General features: G+C 35.2%; 22 protein-coding genes and 1 riboswitch. Of the genes, 11 read left to right on the top strand and 11 right to left on the bottom strand.

The window, feature by feature from the left end:
- Positions 1–130 precede the first annotated feature (130 nt).
- The 4 genes from FOT98_RS27145 to FOT98_RS27130 all read right to left on the bottom strand — a co-directional run bounded on the left by FOT98_RS27145 (position 131) and on the right by FOT98_RS27130 (position 3,036).
- Positions 131–487, bottom strand: a complete 357-nt coding sequence (locus FOT98_RS27145; RefSeq protein ID WP_063259883.1) for a YxeA family protein — start codon at positions 485–487, stop codon at positions 131–133.
- A 138-nt stretch (positions 488–625) separates the two neighbouring features.
- The gene (locus FOT98_RS27140) at positions 626–1,462 is read right to left on the bottom strand and encodes a YitT family protein (protein WP_063259882.1); all 837 of its coding nucleotides are present in this window, start codon (positions 1,460–1,462) and stop codon (positions 626–628) included.
- Positions 1,463–1,579: 117 nt separating this feature from the next.
- Entirely contained in the window at positions 1,580–1,909 is a 330-nt protein-coding gene (locus FOT98_RS27135; RefSeq protein WP_063259881.1) for a PH domain-containing protein, read from the bottom strand.
- 149 nt (positions 1,910–2,058) lie between these two features.
- On the bottom strand, positions 2,059–3,036 hold the full coding sequence (locus FOT98_RS27130) for a LacI family DNA-binding transcriptional regulator (RefSeq protein ID WP_063259880.1): 978 nt from the start codon (positions 3,034–3,036) through the stop codon (positions 2,059–2,061).
- A 304-nt stretch (positions 3,037–3,340) separates the two neighbouring features.
- Between FOT98_RS27130 and FOT98_RS27125 the strand changes: the two genes are divergently transcribed.
- Positions 3,341–3,436, top strand: a complete 96-nt coding sequence (locus tag FOT98_RS27125) for a DUF3948 family protein (protein ID WP_001060010.1) — start codon at positions 3,341–3,343, stop codon at positions 3,434–3,436.
- A gap of 73 nt (positions 3,437–3,509) precedes the next feature.
- Here FOT98_RS27125 and FOT98_RS27120 read toward each other — a convergent pair whose 3' ends face one another.
- Complete coding sequence (locus FOT98_RS27120; RefSeq protein ID WP_000277789.1) at positions 3,510–4,115, bottom strand: lysophospholipid acyltransferase family protein; 606 nt, start codon at positions 4,113–4,115, stop codon at positions 3,510–3,512.
- Positions 4,116–4,451: 336 nt separating this feature from the next.
- Here FOT98_RS27120 and FOT98_RS27115 point away from each other — a divergent pair, with 336 nt between their 5' ends.
- Positions 4,452–4,547, top strand: coding sequence for a DUF3948 family protein (locus FOT98_RS27115; protein WP_001060007.1), 96 nt, complete (start codon positions 4,452–4,454; stop codon positions 4,545–4,547).
- A 60-nt stretch (positions 4,548–4,607) separates the two neighbouring features.
- Here FOT98_RS27115 and FOT98_RS27110 read toward each other — a convergent pair whose 3' ends face one another.
- Together FOT98_RS27110 and FOT98_RS27105 are read right to left on the bottom strand one after the other, a co-directional pair.
- Positions 4,608–4,748, bottom strand: a complete 141-nt coding sequence (locus FOT98_RS27110) for a YrzO family protein (protein ID WP_061677922.1) — start codon at positions 4,746–4,748, stop codon at positions 4,608–4,610.
- Positions 4,749–4,769: 21 nt separating this feature from the next.
- Positions 4,770–5,738, bottom strand: a complete 969-nt coding sequence (locus FOT98_RS27105; protein WP_063259879.1) for a DMT family transporter — start codon at positions 5,736–5,738, stop codon at positions 4,770–4,772.
- A gap of 127 nt (positions 5,739–5,865) precedes the next feature.
- On the opposite strand from FOT98_RS27105, the gene FOT98_RS27100 reads away from it, so the two are divergent.
- Positions 5,866–6,732, top strand: coding sequence for a LysR family transcriptional regulator (locus tag FOT98_RS27100; protein WP_061677920.1), 867 nt, complete (start codon positions 5,866–5,868; stop codon positions 6,730–6,732).
- Positions 6,733–6,987: 255 nt separating this feature from the next.
- Positions 6,988–7,089, top strand: coding sequence for a DUF3948 family protein (locus FOT98_RS27095; RefSeq protein ID WP_001060018.1), 102 nt, complete (start codon positions 6,988–6,990; stop codon positions 7,087–7,089).
- Positions 7,090–7,154: 65 nt separating this feature from the next.
- Here FOT98_RS27095 and FOT98_RS27090 read toward each other — a convergent pair whose 3' ends face one another.
- A complete protein-coding gene (locus FOT98_RS27090) occupies positions 7,155–8,102 on the bottom strand; it encodes a helix-turn-helix transcriptional regulator (protein WP_080467478.1) in 948 nt (315 codons plus the stop codon).
- Positions 8,103–8,235: 133 nt separating this feature from the next.
- On the opposite strand from FOT98_RS27090, the gene modA reads away from it, so the two are divergent.
- From modA to FOT98_RS27055, 7 genes are all read left to right on the top strand, one after another.
- Positions 8,236–9,042 carry a molybdate ABC transporter substrate-binding protein gene (modA, locus tag FOT98_RS27085; RefSeq protein WP_063259878.1) on the top strand — a complete coding sequence of 269 codons (807 nt, stop codon included), beginning with the start codon at positions 8,236–8,238 and terminating at the stop codon, positions 9,040–9,042.
- A 5-nt stretch (positions 9,043–9,047) separates the two neighbouring features.
- Positions 9,048–9,722, top strand: coding sequence for a molybdate ABC transporter permease subunit (gene modB, locus FOT98_RS27080; protein WP_063259877.1), 675 nt, complete (start codon positions 9,048–9,050; stop codon positions 9,720–9,722).
- A gap of 300 nt (positions 9,723–10,022) precedes the next feature.
- Positions 10,023–10,874 (top strand): GRP family sugar transporter, encoded by an 852-nt coding sequence (locus tag FOT98_RS27075; protein WP_000353549.1) that lies wholly within the window; start codon positions 10,023–10,025, stop codon positions 10,872–10,874.
- A 212-nt stretch (positions 10,875–11,086) separates the two neighbouring features.
- On the top strand, positions 11,087–11,890 hold the full coding sequence (proC, locus tag FOT98_RS27070; RefSeq protein WP_063259876.1) for a pyrroline-5-carboxylate reductase: 804 nt from the start codon (positions 11,087–11,089) through the stop codon (positions 11,888–11,890).
- Position 11,891: 1 nt separating this feature from the next.
- Positions 11,892–12,725: an aldo/keto reductase gene (locus FOT98_RS27065; RefSeq protein WP_063259875.1), complete on the top strand. Its 834-nt coding sequence runs from the start codon at positions 11,892–11,894 to the stop codon at positions 12,723–12,725.
- A gap of 153 nt (positions 12,726–12,878) precedes the next feature.
- Positions 12,879–12,983: riboswitch (SAM riboswitch) on the top strand.
- 132 nt (positions 12,984–13,115) lie between these two features.
- Positions 13,116–14,756: a peptide ABC transporter substrate-binding protein gene (locus FOT98_RS27060; RefSeq protein WP_063259874.1), complete on the top strand. Its 1,641-nt coding sequence runs from the start codon at positions 13,116–13,118 to the stop codon at positions 14,754–14,756.
- Between the two features lie 480 nt (positions 14,757–15,236).
- Entirely contained in the window at positions 15,237–16,877 is a 1,641-nt protein-coding gene (locus FOT98_RS27055; RefSeq protein WP_063259873.1) for a peptide ABC transporter substrate-binding protein, read from the top strand.
- 46 nt (positions 16,878–16,923) lie between these two features.
- Here the strand turns inward: FOT98_RS27055 and FOT98_RS27050 are convergent, their stop codons facing one another.
- The 3 genes from FOT98_RS27050 to FOT98_RS27040 are packed head-to-tail and all read right to left on the bottom strand — an operon-like array spanning position 16,924 to position 18,380.
- Positions 16,924–17,235, bottom strand: coding sequence for an ABC-2 transporter permease (locus tag FOT98_RS27050; protein ID WP_063259872.1), 312 nt, complete (start codon positions 17,233–17,235; stop codon positions 16,924–16,926).
- Positions 17,236–17,270: 35 nt separating this feature from the next.
- On the bottom strand, positions 17,271–17,462 hold the full coding sequence (locus FOT98_RS27045; RefSeq protein ID WP_061677913.1) for a hypothetical protein: 192 nt from the start codon (positions 17,460–17,462) through the stop codon (positions 17,271–17,273).
- Between the two features lie 18 nt (positions 17,463–17,480).
- The gene (locus tag FOT98_RS27040; protein WP_063259871.1) at positions 17,481–18,380 is read right to left on the bottom strand and encodes a helix-turn-helix transcriptional regulator; all 900 of its coding nucleotides are present in this window, start codon (positions 18,378–18,380) and stop codon (positions 17,481–17,483) included.
- Positions 18,381–18,532 lie beyond the last annotated feature (152 nt).

The following is an 18,532-nucleotide window of genomic DNA, read 5'->3' as shown; positions in this document are numbered from 1 at the left end:
ATGTACCCCCTTCCCCTTTATATAATGAAGAAGGCCTTAGTCCATATGGACTAAGGCCTTCTTACACACCCAAAAATACCCCTACCTAGTATTTTTATTTTCGACAAAAAATAGGTGGGGGTATAATTCGCTATCTCATCGCTAAAAGTTTACTCTTCGCATTAATAGGAATATTTACAGCTTCAATTTCTTCAATCGCCTCGCCATAGCGCCCTTTTGCATACACCTTCAATGCTTCATCTCTCTTTAACATATGCTTAACAGTCTTCTTTATTTTTTGTTCTTTTCCACGTTCATCAAATGCAATTAATTCATATTCATACCATTCATCACCAATAGGCTGACCAATTGTATTCACAACAGTATAGTATTCTTTCGTCTTATAAAGCGGATTATATTTATCGATAACCGGTCCAAGTTTCGTAGGCAGTAACATTATTACTATCACTACCATCGCTATTATAGTAGTGATCATTTTTTTCTTCATAATAAACATTCCTCCTCAGCAGGATATATATACATCCATTTTAAAAAGAAGGAATAAAATCTACTATTGAATCTCATTACATTACACTTACATTTTTGTAAGAATTAAAAAAGGTGAACGAATTTACTCGTTCACCTTTTAGCTCGCTTTAAAGCCACCGCCAAGTACATCACGTACATCATGAATAACAACGAAAGCATCTTCATCTACTCGGCTGATAACTTGCTTTAACTTAACAAGCTCTTGTTTATTAATAACAATATATAATACTTCTTTATTTTTACCAGTATATCCGCCGCGTCCTTCTAATACAGTGACACCGCGTGTCATGTTTCTCGTAATAGTTTCACGTATTAAGTCTGGTTGATTCGAAATAATTGTAACAGCCGTTTTTGTATCCATTCCTTCTACAATGAAATCAATCACTTTCGCTCCAATGAATACTGCAACAAGTGTGTACATTGCTTTTTCTTGTCCTATTATAAATACAGACCCAGCAATTACAACGATATCAATAATAAGTACGCCTTTACCTACGCTCCACCCTAAATATTGATTTGCTAACTGAGCTAAAATTGCCGATCCTCCTGATGTACCTCCAGCTTTGAACATACAGCCTAATCCAACACCGACAAATAAACCAGCGAATAGAGCAGCTAATAACGTATCACTATTTACATGATACTCAATATGTTCCGTAACATATAAAAACAAGGATGTTTCTACAATCCCTAAAATTGTATAAACCATCGTTTTCTTATCAAAAAATTTATAACCGATAGCTAGTAAAATTGCATTTATAGCAAAGTTCACAATCCCCGGCGACCAATCAAATAAATAGTACGTAACAACCGTTACACCAATAATTCCACCCTCTGATAAACGGTTTGGAATTGCAAAGTAATTAATACCAATTGCGAATAATAATGAACCAATTGTAATTAGTGTTATTTCCTTTATACGTTGATTAACCATAGTTCATACCTCCCCCCATTTGACATTGTATCACTATCTCCTAGAGGTTTAGAAGTTGTTTTTATTGCGCATTTTCACTCCTAAAAATCGAGATATTATGTTTAAACAAAGGGGTGATTAATTATTCATATTTGCTCTAACTGTACGGACAAATCGCTCCACATTCCCCTTCTGAATATACTTAGCTCGAATGGTTTCATGATTACAAGTACATTCGAAATGCGAACGACAAACTATGCTATCTATATGCAAATACGAATAATCTTTAACTGTTGCAGGATAGTATGGAAATTTCCCGTAAAAGAGGAGACGTCTAGTAGTAGCCGCAAAAATCCCATGCTGATACGATAGCGCAAAATCATCCTTCTCAAATATCCCTACTACAAAGGCCAAAATCTTTTCATCATCTTCTATATACTTTTTCATACTCGATAAAAGTTCATTCATGCATATTCCTCCAAAAATACTATTCTTGAAAAGAATCCATGGATTATTACAGACCGGTTTAACTCCTTTATAAAGTATGAAACGCGTTTCCTGTCAAAGATATTTCAAAAAAATAATCCGTTATGCAATTTACACATAACGGATTAAAACTAAACAGTAGAGCGTTCCACAAGTTCGTATGGAATCTCCACCTTTTCTCGTTTAGAACTTTCATCACTTATTTGCCTGCAAAACATTTCAAAGGCCTTTTTACCTATGTCCTTTAAATTTTGATCAATGGTTGTAAGTTGTAACACTTGCGAAATAGGTTGATTATCAAATCCAATAATCGCTAAATCTTTAGGAACTTGAATACCTAATTTTTCAGCTTCTGTCATCACCCCAATCGCAACTTCATCTCCTGCTACTATTAACGCTTCAGGAAGATGCTGCATCTCCTTTAATTTATGAGCCACTCTCACACCATCTTCTAATGTAAAGCATTCTGTGAAAATCCATTCTTCATTCACTTCTTCATCTATAGATTGCAATTGCTGTTTATAAACATCAAAACGCTTTTGACTACTCGGTCCTAACTTCCTTCCCGTGCAATAACCAATTTTTTTATAATCTTTCTCGATTAAATACTCCATTCCTAATTGAAAAGCGGCCGAATGATTCGTATATACACTTGAGATATTTGAAATATCATTATCTTCACAAGCAACAATTGCCCCATAGGAAGCATACGGCTCTATCGTTTCCCAATCGTTTGCACGAGAACAAATAATAAGACCATCCAATTGTTTTGTTTTTAACATATGTAAACTTTTCATTTCTTCTTTTTTATTATAATTCGTTTGGCAAAGTAGCACTCTGTAATTATGAGCTAACGCCACCTCCATCATCCCGCCCACCATCGCATCAAAGCATGGATGATTAATATACGGTAAAATCACACCAACAATATTCGTTTTCCCTTTTGATAAATGAACAGCATTTGCGTTTTGCGAGTAATTCAATTTCTCAACTATCTCTATAACCGCTTTCCTTTTTTCTTCACTTACATACGGATGATCATTCAATACTCTCGAAACAGTCGTAACTGAAACTCCCGCCATCTTTGCAATATCTTTAATATTAGCCATACACTCACCTCTACTTTTAAATTAATGAATTCCATGCACATATGTCAAATCTACTCATCATTACACCTGCATTCGTTTTTCTTACAAAAGTGTAATTTTCCTGTAAGCTAATTCGATAGTGACTCCCCGCAATATTTCATACAATTAAGTCAGAAGGAAACAACAACTATTCGAAAAGGAGCGGATTCATATGATGAACAAAATGAAATCAAACAATTTTTTAAATACAATGGGCATGGTATTTTCTGCTCTAATCGATGCTAAAGCTGTTGCTTCTACATTAAACAAGTAAGGAGAATTCATTATGAACAATATCACTTTTAACAAATTAGATTTTTTAGGACTAGCTAGCGGATCAGTTCTTCTTACTGCTTTTATTTACGCCGCTACGCTTGTATAAATTTCGTGTCCCCTTTCCCCCTTATTATAAATAGTAATAGAAAAGACGACCGTCTATGCCCGGTCGTCTTTTCTTATTTTTGATTTGATTGCAAAGTTTCCTTTAGCTCCTCAAACTTCTCATTTAATTGATCTGTCATCATTTTCATAGCTGTTTTTCGATCTATTTGTTCTTCAGCATCAATTTGAATTGGGTCTCCAAAAATCAATTGTGCCTTTTTCCCCTTTATTAATTCTTTTACACTTGATGGACCAACATAAGCTGCCGGTACTAACGGGACATTAGAACGTAGCGCAATCGTAACAGCTCCAGCTTTTAATGAAACGTCTTCTGTTGATCGCGTTCCACTTGGGAAGATCCCTACTACTTTTCCTTCCTTTAATAAGCGTGACGGAATTTTGAGTGTGCTCGGTCCTGGATTTGCACGATCTACAGGGAATGCATTCACATTTTTAAAGAACCAGTTTTTGAATTTCCCTTCAAATAATTCTTTTTTAGCCATGTAATGAATTTGGGTCGGATACATCCCTGTAGCTAACATTAATACATCCATAAAACTTGTATGTGTACACGCAACAACATACGGGCCGCCTTCTGGTAACTTTTCTCTTCCTTGCACTTCTACTTTTCCAGCTGTTTTAAATATATATTTCAACAAAAATGTAATTGGTTTATACATTTGTTTCGTTCCTTTCTGAACATCCGAATTATAATCATTCTCTTACAACGATTATAACACTAAGTTTTAGGAGTTGGTAATAAAAATGAGTATTAATTGTTAAATTTCAATTCTTACAAAAGTGTAATTTTCTTGTAAGCTAATTCGATAGTTACTTCTTGCAATATTTCATACAATTAAGTCAGAAAGAAACAACAACTATTCGAAAAGGAGCGGATCAATATGATGAACAAGATGAAAACGAACAATTTTTTAAATACAATGGGCATGGTATTTTCCGCTCTAATCGACGCAAAAGCTGTTGCTTCTACATTAAACAAGTAAGGAGAATTCATTATGAACAATATCACTTTTAACAAATTAGATTTTTTAGGATTAGCTAGCGGCTCTCTTCTTCTTACTGCTTTTATTTACGCTGCTACGCTTGTATAACTTTGTGTCCCCTTTCCCCTTTATATAGAAAAAGACGACCGTCTATGCCCGGTCGTCTTTTTAAATGTTTCTTTCTTTTAACTCTTTTAAAAGCTGTATCATTTCAGCTTGTTGTTTTATCTTCTTACGACCATTTCGGTTAATCGCTGCAAGCTCACAAGCAACTCCGACAGCAAAGAAAAACAATACACTTTCTAACATGTGAAATCCTCCAATTGCCTACTAAACAGCTTGGCGTAATTGCTCTTCTTGTAAAACCTTCTTATTTATTTTTTCTTCTTTTCTCTGACAAACGTTATTGCGAATAAGTGCTGCAATAACAAGTAAAGTTCCTACAATATCAAACATCGTTATTTTGTATCCTTGCATCATCATAATCATTAAAGTCGTAATCGGCACAAAGTTAATAAATAAAATCCCATTAATAGATGATAAAATCTTCACACCGTAATTCCAAGCGAGTAACGCTACGATTCCCGGTAATGTCATCATAAACAATAAATCATATTTCACGATAGAAATCGTTCCCATACTCGGAACCGATACATATCCAAGCGATGTAATAATTACAGTTATAATCCCTGTGACAGTCGTACCGAATACACACGTCAACGTAGAATAACGTAATGTTGACCAGTCGCTACACGTTTGACCACCCATCGTATAAATAACCCAGCCTACAACTCCAACAAATATACATGCTAGTGAAAACATGTTATCTTTCAACGTTAAAAAGAAACTCATATCACCTTTTGTAATAACAAATATAGCTCCTACAAAAGCGATAATCATGCTCGTTATCATATACTTTTTCGGTTTTACATGCTTATATCCCCATAGAATACAAATAGAAATCATCGGCATAAGTGCTTCCATAATGGAGGCTACCATCACGCCTGATTTTCCCATTAACATTTGACCTAAAAATATAAGTACATTATATACAGTAAACGCCATCGTCCCGAAAAAGACGAGTAACTTTCCTCTTCCCTCTAAACGAAATGCCTGCCTTCCTTCTTTCGCTAACAACAATACAATCAATACGATTGCCACCGCTCCATAGCGAATAAGAGAAAAATAAAATGGATCTATGTATTCTAGCGCATGATCAGCAACCGGAAACATTGCTCCCCACGACATACTTGCAATTAAACACGCTAAAGCCCCTATTATCATTTGACCTTTTTTCACCACAATCCCCCACTTCTTTCTATTTGCACAAAGAGAATTGTAAAAGAAAAAATATATCACGTAAAATGATTCGAAATGATGTTAACTATCACTTATAATGATAGTTAACATCAAGGAGGAGCATAAAATGGAATTAAGAGACTTACAAATCTTCCAAAGCGTTGCCGACCAAGGTAGTGTAAGCGGCGCAGCAAAGGAATTAAACTACGTACAATCAAATGTAACTGCACGTATTAAACAACTAGAAAACGAACTAAAAACACCGCTCTTTTATCGTCATAAACGAGGTATGACTTTAACAGCCGAAGGAAGAAAAATGCTCGTTTATGTTCATAAAATTTTGCAAGATGTTGACGAGCTAAAACAAGTATTTTTAGATAGTGAAACACCCTCCGGTATATTAAAAATTGGTACAGTCGAAACAGTAAGTACATTACCTACCATTTTATCTTCTTACTATAAACGCTATCCGAATGTCGACTTATCATTACAAGCAGGTCTAACAGAAGAATTGATTAGAGAAGTCCTTAATCATCAATTAGATGGTGCCTTTATATCAGGTCCAATTAAACATCCACTAATCGAACAATATGATGTTAGTACAGAGAAATTAATGCTTGTAACACAAAATAAAGCTTTTCATATTGAAGAATTTACAACCACGCCCCTACTCGTTTTTAACCAAGGATGTGGATACCGTTCCAAACTAGAACGATGGCTGAAAGATGAGGGTTTGCTACCAAAAAGAATTATGGAATTTAATATATTAGAGACAATATTAAACAGTGTTGCACTCGGCCTTGGAATTACACTCGTACCACAGTCCGCTGTCCACCATCTTTCTAAAGCTGGTAAGGTACATTGTCATGCAATCCCTGAAAAATATGGTAGTATTTCAACGGTTTTCATACGCCGTAAAGATAGCTATATGACGAATTCAATGCGTAGCTTTTTAAAAACAATTGAAGAGCATCATCATATCAATATGCTTTAAAAGACATTCTTACACGAATGTCTTTTTTTCTTACAAAAGTGTAAGCCTTCCGTAAGCTAATTCGATAGTTGTAGGCGATCATATTCCCTATAATTAAGATATAAAGCAGGGCAACAACAATTCGAAAAGGAGCGGATACGCATGATGAACAAAATGAAATCAAACAAATTTTTAAATACAATGGGCATGGTGCTATCCGCACTTGTCGATGCAAAAGCCGTTGCAACTACATTAAACAAATAAGGAGAGATTATAATGAACAACATCACATTTAACAAATCAGACTTCATCGGACTTGCAAGTGGAGCTACTCTTCTTACAGCTTTCATTTACACACTTGCTCAAGGTCTTGTTTAATACTTTGTTTCCCCAAACCCCTTTATATATAGAAAAAGCAGCTCGTCTTATGGACAAGCTGCTTTTTAGTTTATTTCATATATAATTTGACCTGTTTTCGTCATATCGTATCCGCCAATTGCTTTTAATTCATTATGAAATTCTTCTGATTGCAGAATATCTTTCACGACTTCAATCAGCTCTTCATTTTCTTTATTCTTCAAAATCACCAAATCATACTGTTCTTTCATGATTGGAATAAAATCTACATTTACAATTTGCGAAAATTTTTCTGATCCTACTCCCACATCAGCTCTTCCATTCGCGACTTGCGTGGCAACACCAAGATGATTCGATTCTTCCCATTCATATCCACTAATACGTTCTTTATTTAACTTTTGAATGCGCAATTGTTCATCGACTAACACCCTAATACCAGAACCTTTTTCTCGATTTACAAATCGTATAGATGATTGAGATAAATCAGCCCATGTTTTTATATTTTTAGGATTCCCCTTTTGCACATAAAACCCAACGTTCCTTGCTAATAAATTAATCATAGTACATGGTTGTCCAACTAAAATACGTTTTACGTAAGGAACATTATATGTACCCGTTTCTCCATCAAACAAATGAAGACTAACGATACTTCCTTCTCCTTGATACATTTTTATTAAACTCGTTAAACTACCTTGATATGCCCTTAATATATTTGAACTTGGCAGGCGATTTTCTATACGTTTTGCCAACATATCTAACGTTAGTTCTTGTCCGCTAATAATACATGTATCCAAGCCTCTACTATCTTCGCTCTTTACAGGAGCACCTTGTATTTTCCCTGTTTTCATTTGCTTTATATATTGTTCTAAATCTGTTGCATCAATGCGCATCTGTCTACCGATTCTATAAGAAGGCAGTTCTCCTTTTTTAATTAGATCGTATACAGTTAATTTTGATACTTTTAATCGCTTCGCTACTTCTTCCGTTGTGTAGGAATGATGATCCATAGACGATTCCTCACTTTCTTCCTTCATTGTAACAAAGAAAAGAATATTTCTCCTATATTTTAAAAACAACTACATCGTTCAAATTATATTCAATTATAACTAGTTATAATTAGTTATATTTAGTTATAATTAAATATGTCAAAACGAAAGGGGAATTTTTATGAACAAGTTTACATTACGATCCATCGGAGCACTTATACTTTCTTTTCTTCTTATATTTAGTGCTGCATGTACAAGCGGTGAAAAGAAAGAGAAATCAACTGCTAAAGAAGGAAAAACAGTAGAACTTACTATATCAGCTGCTGCAAGCTTACAAGATGCACTAAAAGAAATTGAAACAAAATATAAAGAAAAAGAACCTACTATTAAACTTTCTTTTAACTTCGGTGCTTCTGGTGCACTTCAACAACAAATTGAACAAGGTGCACCTGCTGATTTATTCTTCTCAGCAGCCGAAGATAAATTCCAAACTCTTGTTAAAAATGGATTCATTAATGAAAAAGAAGGGAAAAATCTTCTTGGAAACGAACTCGTTCTAGTCGTCCCAAAAGATAGTTCTCTTACAAAAATTCAAGATTTAAAAGATGAAAAAATTAAGAAAATCGCACTTGGTACACCTGAATCAGTACCTGCTGGTAAATATGCAAAGGCTTCTCTCACACATGAAAATCTATGGAATGATATTCAAAATAAAATTGTATTTACAAAAGATGTTCGCCAAGTGTTAACATATGTAGAAACAGGTAATGTCGATGCTGGTATTGTATACAAAACAGATGCTCTTATTTCAAACAAAGTAAAAATTGGCGAGACAGCAGCAGCTACTTCGCATGAGCCAATTCACTATCCTTTAGGTGTTATAAAAGAATCTAAGCACAAGAAAGAGGCGACCTCATTTTATGAGTATTTGCAGTCAAAAGATGCACAATCTATCTTTAAGAAATATGGATTTACAGTCCTATCCTAATTGCCATGAGCTTTGATGCTATTTTGTCACCAATCTTTCTATCTTTACGAGTAGCTGCATGCGCCACCCTTATCGTTACAATTTTAGGAACGATAATTGGACGAGCGCTAGCACGCTCCTCATGGAGATATAAAGTAATATTAGAAACTATTTTCTTATTACCAATGGTACTTCCGCCAACTGTAATCGGCTTTTTTCTCATTATCATTTTCGGAAATAATAGTCCCATTGGAACGTGGGTAGAATCAATATTTCAGCAGTCTATTATGTTCACATCTACTGCTGCTATCATCGCTTCTACAGTTGTTGCATTTCCGCTTATGTACCAATCAGCAAAAACAGGATTTTCTATCGCAAATGTACAAATTGAAGAAAGTGCTCGTGATCTTGGTGCAAGTGAATATCAAGTTTTTCTACACGTCACACTCCCGCTTGCATTTCCTGCCTTACTAAGCGGAATGATTTTGAGCTTTGTTCGTGCACTAGGGGAATTTGGTGCTACACTCATGTTTGCTGGAAATATTCCTGGTAAAACACAGACTATCCCAACTGCAATTTATATGGCGATTGATGCAAGTAATATGCAACTTGCTTGGACACTAGTAGTTATAACTATTAGTATGTCACTCCTATTTCTGCTATGTATTCAGCTTATTAATAAAAGAATCACTAACTCTTAAAGCAGCTTCTATCGAAGCTGCTTCTTTATTTCTTAGGAAATAAAATATACTAACGGGAAATAACTGAATTTTACCTTTTATTAAAATATACATTTTATTTGAATTCACTTTCTAAAATAGGCAATTTCCTGTTATTATATGGAGGTGTTTCAAAAAATGAAGAAATGAAAACGCATTTATATCGTGAATTCTTCATCCTGTTTTAGCGATCGGTAATCTTCTACTCTATTAGTGGGGCATTACCGATCGTTAGAACGATATGTAATTATATTGGTATAGAAAACCGAAGGGAGTCTTGTAATGGACATTTTATTAGCGCTTCTTCCTGCAATTGCATGGGGAAACATCTTATTAGTAAGCGTAAAAATGGGCGGTGGTGCATATAGCCAAACGGTAGGTATGACAATCGGTGCTCTATTCTTCGCAACAATTATGTATGTATTTACTCAACCAGCTTTAACAATGACAGTCTTGATTGTTGGTTTTATTTCAGGTTTATTCTGGGCATTAGGACAAGTAAACCAATTAAAAACAGTTGAAAAACTAGGTGTTTCAACTACTGTAACGATTTCTACTGGTATGCAACTTGTTGCAACTTCTATCTTTGGGGTTATCGCTTTCCGTGAGTGGACTACTACAACGACGATTGTTCTGGGAACGATTGCAATCCTATTAATCGTAGTTGGTGTTGTATTCACATCACTAGATGATAAAGAAAATGCACAGCCACCAGGACAATTGAAAAAAGGACTTCTTACTTTAATTGTTTCTACTTTCGGCTACCTTGTATATGTAATTATTATTCGTTGGTATAATATCGATGGTTGGTCTGCTATTTTACCACAAGCAGTTGGTATGTTTGTTGGTGCGGTTGTACTGACATCTAAACATAAGCCATTTAATAAATATGCAATCCGTAATGCTTTATCTGGTTTACTATGGGGAACTGGAAACTTATTCTTACTTCTTTCATTACCACGTGTCGGAGTAGCAACAAGCTTCCCATTATCTCAAACTGGAATCGTTATCTCAACATTCGGTGCGATTGTCTTCTTAGGTGAAAAGAAAACAAAACGTCAATTGATCTTTATTGCACTAGGTAGTGTTTTAATTATCGGCGGCGCTGTATTGTTAGGTATGACAAAAGCATAAACTTATAATCTATTAATCCCTGAAGCAATTATGTTTCAGGGATTTTTTATTACAACTATTTTTTAAATATAATAATCTTTATAGCCTTATTTGTATCACCTCTCCTCCCTCCCATTCCATTCTTTTCACGATAAGTCTTTTCTTTTTACAAAATTCTCTTAAAAATGGTATCGTTTTTTATAACATATCTCCACTAGAAAGGAATAAAGGATATGCTAACTAAACATCGAATTCTATTTATTGGTGCTGGTCGTATGGCAGAAGCTATATTTTCCGGATTACTTAAAACAAGCAAAGAATACATCGAAGAAATTATCGTTTCTAACCGAAGCAACGTAGAAAAGCTAGAACAATTACAAGCACGATATAATGTGTCTACTGCAACAGATTGGAAGCAGCATGTTACATCTGTTGATACGATTGTTTTAGCAATGCCACCTTCTGCACATGAAGAATTATTAGCAGAATTATCTCCGTTACTATCGAATCAACTTGTCGTAACGGTAGCCGCTGGCATTGGCCCATCTTATTTAGAAGAAAGACTTCCCGGGGGAACACCTGTTGCTTGGATTATGCCAAACACAGCTGCTGAAATTGGAAAGTCTATCTCCTTATATACAATGGGACGATCAGTAAACGAGATGCATCAAGAAACCCTGCAACTGCTTTTAAGAGGCATTGGTGCTTCGCAACTTTGCACTGAAGAGGAAGTTCATCAGCTTACTGCAGTTACTGGAAGTGCACCAGCTTTCCTTTATTACTTTGCTGAAAGCTTAATTGAAGCAACAAAAAGTTATGGAGTCGATGAAGCAACTGCCAAACACCTTGTCATTCAAATGATTTCTGGCTCTGCTTCTATGCTTGAACAAACGCAAGATCCAGCTAACCTCCGCGAACAAGTAACAACACCAGGTGGTTCCACAGCTGAGGGTCTCAAAGCTTTATATGAATATAATTTTTCAGAGGCAATTCAAAAAGCAGTAGAAGCAACAAACAAAAAAGCTAGGGGGAAATAATATGAATTTAACAAGTTTAAAAGACTACACAACATTACATAACGGTGTAAAAATGCCTTGGTTCGGTTTAGGTGTTTTTAAAGTAGAAGATGGTTCAGAAGTAATTGAATCTGTAAAAGCAGCAATTAAAAATGGCTACCGCAGCATTGATACTGCAGCAATTTATCAAAACGAAGAAGGCGTTGGACAAGCGATCCGTGAATCAGGTGTTTCACGTGAAGAATTATTTATTACATCAAAAGTGTGGAATAGCGATCAAGGGTATGAAACAACACTTCAAGCATTTGAAACTACATTAGAGAAATTAGGCCTAGAATATTTAGATTTATATTTAGTACATTGGCCTGTAAAAGGGAAGTATACTGAATCATGGAAAGCATTAGAAAAGCTTTATAAAGACGGCCGTGTTCGCGCTATCGGTGTGAGTAATTTCCACATTCACCACTTACAAGACGTATTTGAAATTGCCGAAATTAAGCCAATGGTCAACCAAGTGGAATATCACCCACGTTTAGCACAAGAAGAGCTGCATGCTTTCTGTAAAGAACATAACATCCAACTGGAAGCTTGGTCACCATTAATGCAAGGCCAACTGCTAGACAACCCAACATTACAAGACATTGCAACAAAATATAATAAATCAACTGCACAAGTTATTTTACGCTGGGATCTACAAAACGAAGTTGTAACAATCCCTAAATCTATTAAAGAACATCGCATTATTGAAAATGCAAATATATTCGATTTTGAATTAAGCGCCGATGACATGAAAGCAATTCAAGCTCTAAATGAAGATCGTCGCGTTGGTCCAGATCCAGATAACTTTAACTTCTAATAGAAAAACCACTGCCATATGCAGTGGTTTTTTTTATCAAAGAAAACTGAAAATTTAAACTATATTTCATTTGGTTGACACTTCATTATCCAAGGTGTAAGATTTTGAATTATCAAAGAAACACAAAAATTAATAAAGTTTATTCGTTTACTCATTGTATCAAGAGAGGTGGAGGGACTGGCCCTTTGAAACCTCGGCAGCAGGTTCATTTTGAATACTGTGCCACTTCCTGCAAGCTTTATGCTTGAAAGATAGAATGAGGGACTTCGTTTATATACGGGTGCATAACTTGTACGTAAAAATCCCTCTTTCTCAATACGAAAAGAGGGATTTTTTATTTTTCATTTCCCTCATCATCATCCAAACTTAATTATTTAGGAGGAAAATCAAATGAAAAAGAAGTTTGTACCCGGTATTGCATCAGTTGTAGGAGTAAGTATTTTATTAACTGGTTGCGGTAGTTATAAAAACGAAGCAAGCGGAGCAAATGCAAAAGACGAGGCGCCTAGTAAACAGGTTTTAAACTTATCTTCACCTACTGAAATACGAACAATGGATACAGCTCGCGCTACAGATACTGATTCTGGTCAAGTAATGAGAAACGTATTTGAAGGTTTGTATAATCTTGGTGTAGGTAACAAACCTGTCCCTGGTGTTGCAAAATCTCATGAAGTAAGTGGCGATAAAACGAAATACACATTCCATTTACGAGATTCAAAATGGTCAAACGGCACTCCTGTTACAGCAAAAGACTTTGTCTTCGCTTGGCAAAGAGCTGTTGATCCAGCAACAGCCTCTGAATATGCATTTCTATTCTTTGATATTAAAAATGCAACAAAAATTAACAACAAAGAACTTCCAGCCGATCAACTTGGTGTAAAAGCAATTGATGACCATACGTTTGAGGTAGAATTAGAACGTCCTGTTCCGTACTTTATAAGCTTAACAGCGTTCCCAACATTTCTACCAATTAACGAGGAATTCTTTAAAGCACAAGGTGATAAATACGCTTTAGAAGACAATACAATTTTGTACAACGGAGCTTTTACACTAAGCGATTGGAAGCACGAGCAAAGCTTTAAATTCAAGAAAAATCCTACCTATTGGGATAAAGATACTGTCAAACTAGAAGAAATCAACTTTAACATCGTAAAAGAAAAGTCTACCGAAGTAAATTTATTCGAGTCAAAACAATTAGACCGTATCAAACTAACATCTGACTTCGTTGATAAATATAAAAAGGATGCTAACTTTAAAGAGCGTCCGAATGTAGGAGTACAGTTTTTACGTATGAATCAACAAAACAAAGTACTTCAAAACGTTTCTGCACGCCAAGCAATCGATCAAACAATTGATCGAAAATCCTTTGTAAATACGTTATTAAATGATGGCTCTACACCAACATCTAGTCTCGTACCGAAAAACTTTGCAAAAGGACCTGACGGAACAGATTTCCGTGCTGCAAACGGCGATTTAACAAAGGTTGATACAAAATCTGCTCAAGAATTATGGAAAAAGGCAAAACAAGAACTTGGGTCTGAAAAAATAACGTTAGAGCTATTAACAAGTGACGGTGACCTTGAAAAGAAAACTGGTGAATTCTTAAAAGGACAACTAGAAAAGAACTTAGATGGCCTAACAGTAAATATAAAGCCGCAACCACGTAAACAACAAGTTTCACTTTTATTAAAAGGTGACTACGAAATTGGAATTGACGGCTGGAGCCCTGACTTTGCAGATCCAATTACATTCCTTGAGCTATTTACAACGAATAACCCTTATAACTTAGATCATTACTCTAATAAGGAGTTTGATGAAACAATAGCAAAAGTGAAAACAACTTTAGCCGGTGATGAAAAAGCTCGCTGGGAAGCATTACTAGCATCCGAGAAAATATTATTTAAAGACTCTGTTATCGCTCCTCTTTACCAAAAAGGCGAATCTTATTTAGAACGTTCTTATGTGAAAGGAATTGTGCAAGTAGACTTTGCAGGTCAATTAAACTTCAAATGGGCAAAAATTGAAAAATAAAGCAAAACTTTAATTAGCGGGGTTTTCTTCACCCCCACTAATTATTAACCCGCATCAATCGGGGGTTTATCGGTAGCCCGCAAATAGCGGAATAAAAGGCCACTTTATTTAAAATTTCTCCCCCATACCAATTACTTTTTTAGCAAAACATATGAAAAGCAGATTCCCTAATCCGAGGAAATCTGCTTTTTCAATATATTATTCTAAGAAATTAACAATCTATTTTTATTATTGACATATAGTTCTTTCCAGTGTTAATATTCTAAATAATCAAAGAAACGAAATATTTCACCATCAAAATATAACGTCTACTACGTTGAAACATATAACGATAGATTATAGTTCAACATGTATATACATATAGAACACCTGATTACCTACATACACATATCCGTAATAGGTTTTCTCTTCTTCTATAGCTACACTTCAAAACGTGGACATTACGACGTTACGAACAACACATTTAGGGAGGAACGAACAATGAAGAAAAAAGTTATACCTGTTGTTGCATCTGTTTTAGGGGCAAGTCTATTACTAACTGCTTGTGGGGGAAATAAAGATCATGCAAGCGGAGCGAAAGCAAATGATAAAGCACCTGATAAACAGGCAATTAACTTATCATTTGCTTCAGAAATTCCAACAATGGATGTTGCAAAAGCAACGGATGGGGAATCCATGAGCGTAATGCGAAATGTTTTTGAAGGTTTATATGCAATGGGAGAAGATAACAAACCGATTCCTGGTGTTGCTGAGTCGGTTGACGTTAGTCCCGACAAAACAAAATATACATTCCACCTGCGTGATTCAAAATGGTCAAACGGTACTCCTGTTACAGCAAAGGACTTCGTCTTCGCTTGGCAACGTGCCGTAAATCCTGATACAGCAGCTGAATATGCATTCTTATTCTTCGATATACAGAATGCAAAACAAATAAGCCAGAAACAATTGCCAATTGATCAACTAGGGGTCAAAGCTCTTGATGATAAAACGTTAGAAGTACAACTAGACCGTCCTGTTCCCTACTTCTTAAGCTTAACGACATTCTCAACATTCTTACCAATTAACGAAGAGTACTTAAAATCTCAAGGAGATAAATATGGTTTAGAAACAAATCATTTAATTTACAACGGTGCTTTCACATTAGATAACTGGAAACATGAGCAAAGCTTCCAATTGAAGAAAAACCCTAACTATTGGGATGCTAAAACTGTAAAATTAGAAGAAATCAACTTCAATGTCGTTAAAGATAAGTCTACAGAAGTTAACTTATATGATTCAGGACAAATTGATCGCGTTGCTTTAACTGCGGAGTTTGTTGATAAATATAAGGGCGATCCAAACTTCAAGGACCGTGCTGAAGTTGGCATTCAATTCTTACGACTAAATCAAAAAAATGAAACATTAAAAAATCAACATGCACGCCTTGCTATTAACGGAGCAATGAATAAAAAAGCATACGTAGAAACAATTTTAAATAACGGTGCTGTTCCAGCTGAAGGAATGATTCCTGCGAAATTCGCAAAGAGTCCAGAAGGTAACGACTTCCGTAAAGAAAACGGAAACCTAGTCAAAGATGATGTGAAAACAGCGAAAGAAAACTGGAAAAAAGCGAAACAAGAACTTGGTACTGACAAAGTAACAATCGAACTATTAACAAGTGATAATGCTTTAGCTAAAAAGACTGGTGAATATTTAAAAGGTGAACTAGAAAAGAATCTAGATGGATTAACAGTGACATTAAAACCACAACCACGTAAACAACAGTTAAAACTACTATTAAGTGGTGACTATGAAATCGGTATTGATGGCTGGGGCCCTGACTTCGCGGATCCAATTACATTCTTAGATTTATTTACAACAGATAGTGCTTATAACTTCGATAAATACTCTAACAAAGAGTATGATGAGCTAATCCATAAAGTGAAAACAGATTTAGCTGGCGATGAAAAAGCTCGCTTTGAAGCGATGAAGCAAGCTGAAAAAATCCTATTACAAGACGGCGCTGTCGCTCCTTTATACCAACAAGGTCGTTCTTACTTACAACGCTCTTTCATTAAAGGGCTTGTAACAACTGACTTCGGCGGTGAATTTAACTACAAGTGGACAGAAGTTGCAAAATAATAAGTACCAGTAAAAAAGGTATCCAATTGAAGGATACCTTTTTACTTTATACTTCTTTAACTACAGAGCTTCTTCTTCCCTTTACTATTCCTTTTATAGATACAGTAATCATTGCTACCAATTGTGTAACTAATATAATGACTAATAATGAAATAATATTTTTCTCTAAACTAACTCCCCTAAATATTATTGTATAATAGCCATTCGCTGCATAGGTTGCGGGAAATAATTCGCCGATTGTTTCATATGTTTTAGAAAGCATCTCGTGTGGTACAATGACACCCGAACTTACAAGTTGTAGTGAAAGTGAAATTATATTAAAGATCATACCTGCATTTCCGAAAACAGTTATGAACATTTGTGTTAATGAAAGAAAGGCGAAGAAGACTATTTTTAATAATCCTCTTCCCCTTCTTTTTGCATCGAACTAAAACTCATCAGAAATATAAACATAAACATCAAATATGTTCGCCACGTCAAAGAAGGTACATGCCCTGACCAAAGATAGCTAATTAAATAGTTAATCCCCATAATACAAGACGATATTACTAAGCTAATACTTATTAGTTTTACATATTTGAGCATATCTTTTCTCCTTATTTTTTATTTTTCTACTTCTTCAAATTGCAGATTCACCGGCTCTTCTAAGAGTGTTTCATAAAAATTTTCTGCCAAATCTGTTGAAGGAATTTTTTCATCTACTTCATCAAATCGAATACTATCTAGCCATACACAACCTTCTCCTGACAATAAAACACCGAATGCAATACCAAGCGCCCCTTCTTTTATATCTAATACAACCGAGTACGATTGCCAGTTATTCGTATTTTTAATTGGGCGATTTTGCATATTATCCATAGCCAGTGGTTCTGTATCTTTTCCGTCTACTCGCATCCACAATCCTGCCCAATCCCTTACGTTCTCACTCTTAACAAATGCTGTTAAACGTAATCTTTTACCTACATATTTATCTGCTCGGAACATTTGCATTAATGTTGAAAATCCTCCATGCGTAACATTCTCTTTTGCTTTTATGTATGCAGATACTTTTCCTTGATGGACAATTTCATAATCTAAACCCATCTCATATTCAGCAGGATGACTTCCACTTAAGATCCATCCTTTCGGTATACCTTTTTGCATTGAAACACCCTCTCTTTCTATATAAAATGACTGAAAGTACTTTCGATATTTCTTTGGTGGCAATTGAAACATTCTTTTAAAAGCTCTCGTAAATGCCTCTTGTGAGGAAAAACCGTATTGCACTGCAATATCAATAACAGCTCTCTCCGTTGAAACTAAAACTTGCGCAGCATGAGTTAACCTTCTCTTTCGAATATAATCCGTTACACTCATCCCAACATATCTTTGAAAGATGCGATGAAAATGGTACATCGATACTGCACTGTGAGATGCTACTCTTTCTGTTGTAAGCTCCTCATGCAAATGATCTTCTATATATTCGATTGCTTCTTTTATCATCTCTTTATATTCTTCATGCATGTTAGTACCCCCTCACAACTTCAATTTACCATATACATACAAATCATTTTTGATTTAAATTGCGGATTATCCCTTGTGGCTATAGGGTAATAATTTATTTTCAACTCATACATAATTACATGATTTTGGGAAAAACTTGTATAGAACGAATT

Source organism: Bacillus sp. HY001, from assembly GCF_007558965.1.
Lineage (GTDB): Bacteria > Bacillota > Bacilli > Bacillales > Bacillaceae_G > Bacillus_A > Bacillus_A mobilis.
Note: the sequence above shows the minus strand (reverse complement) of the source record. Positions and strands in the feature narration are given on the sequence as shown.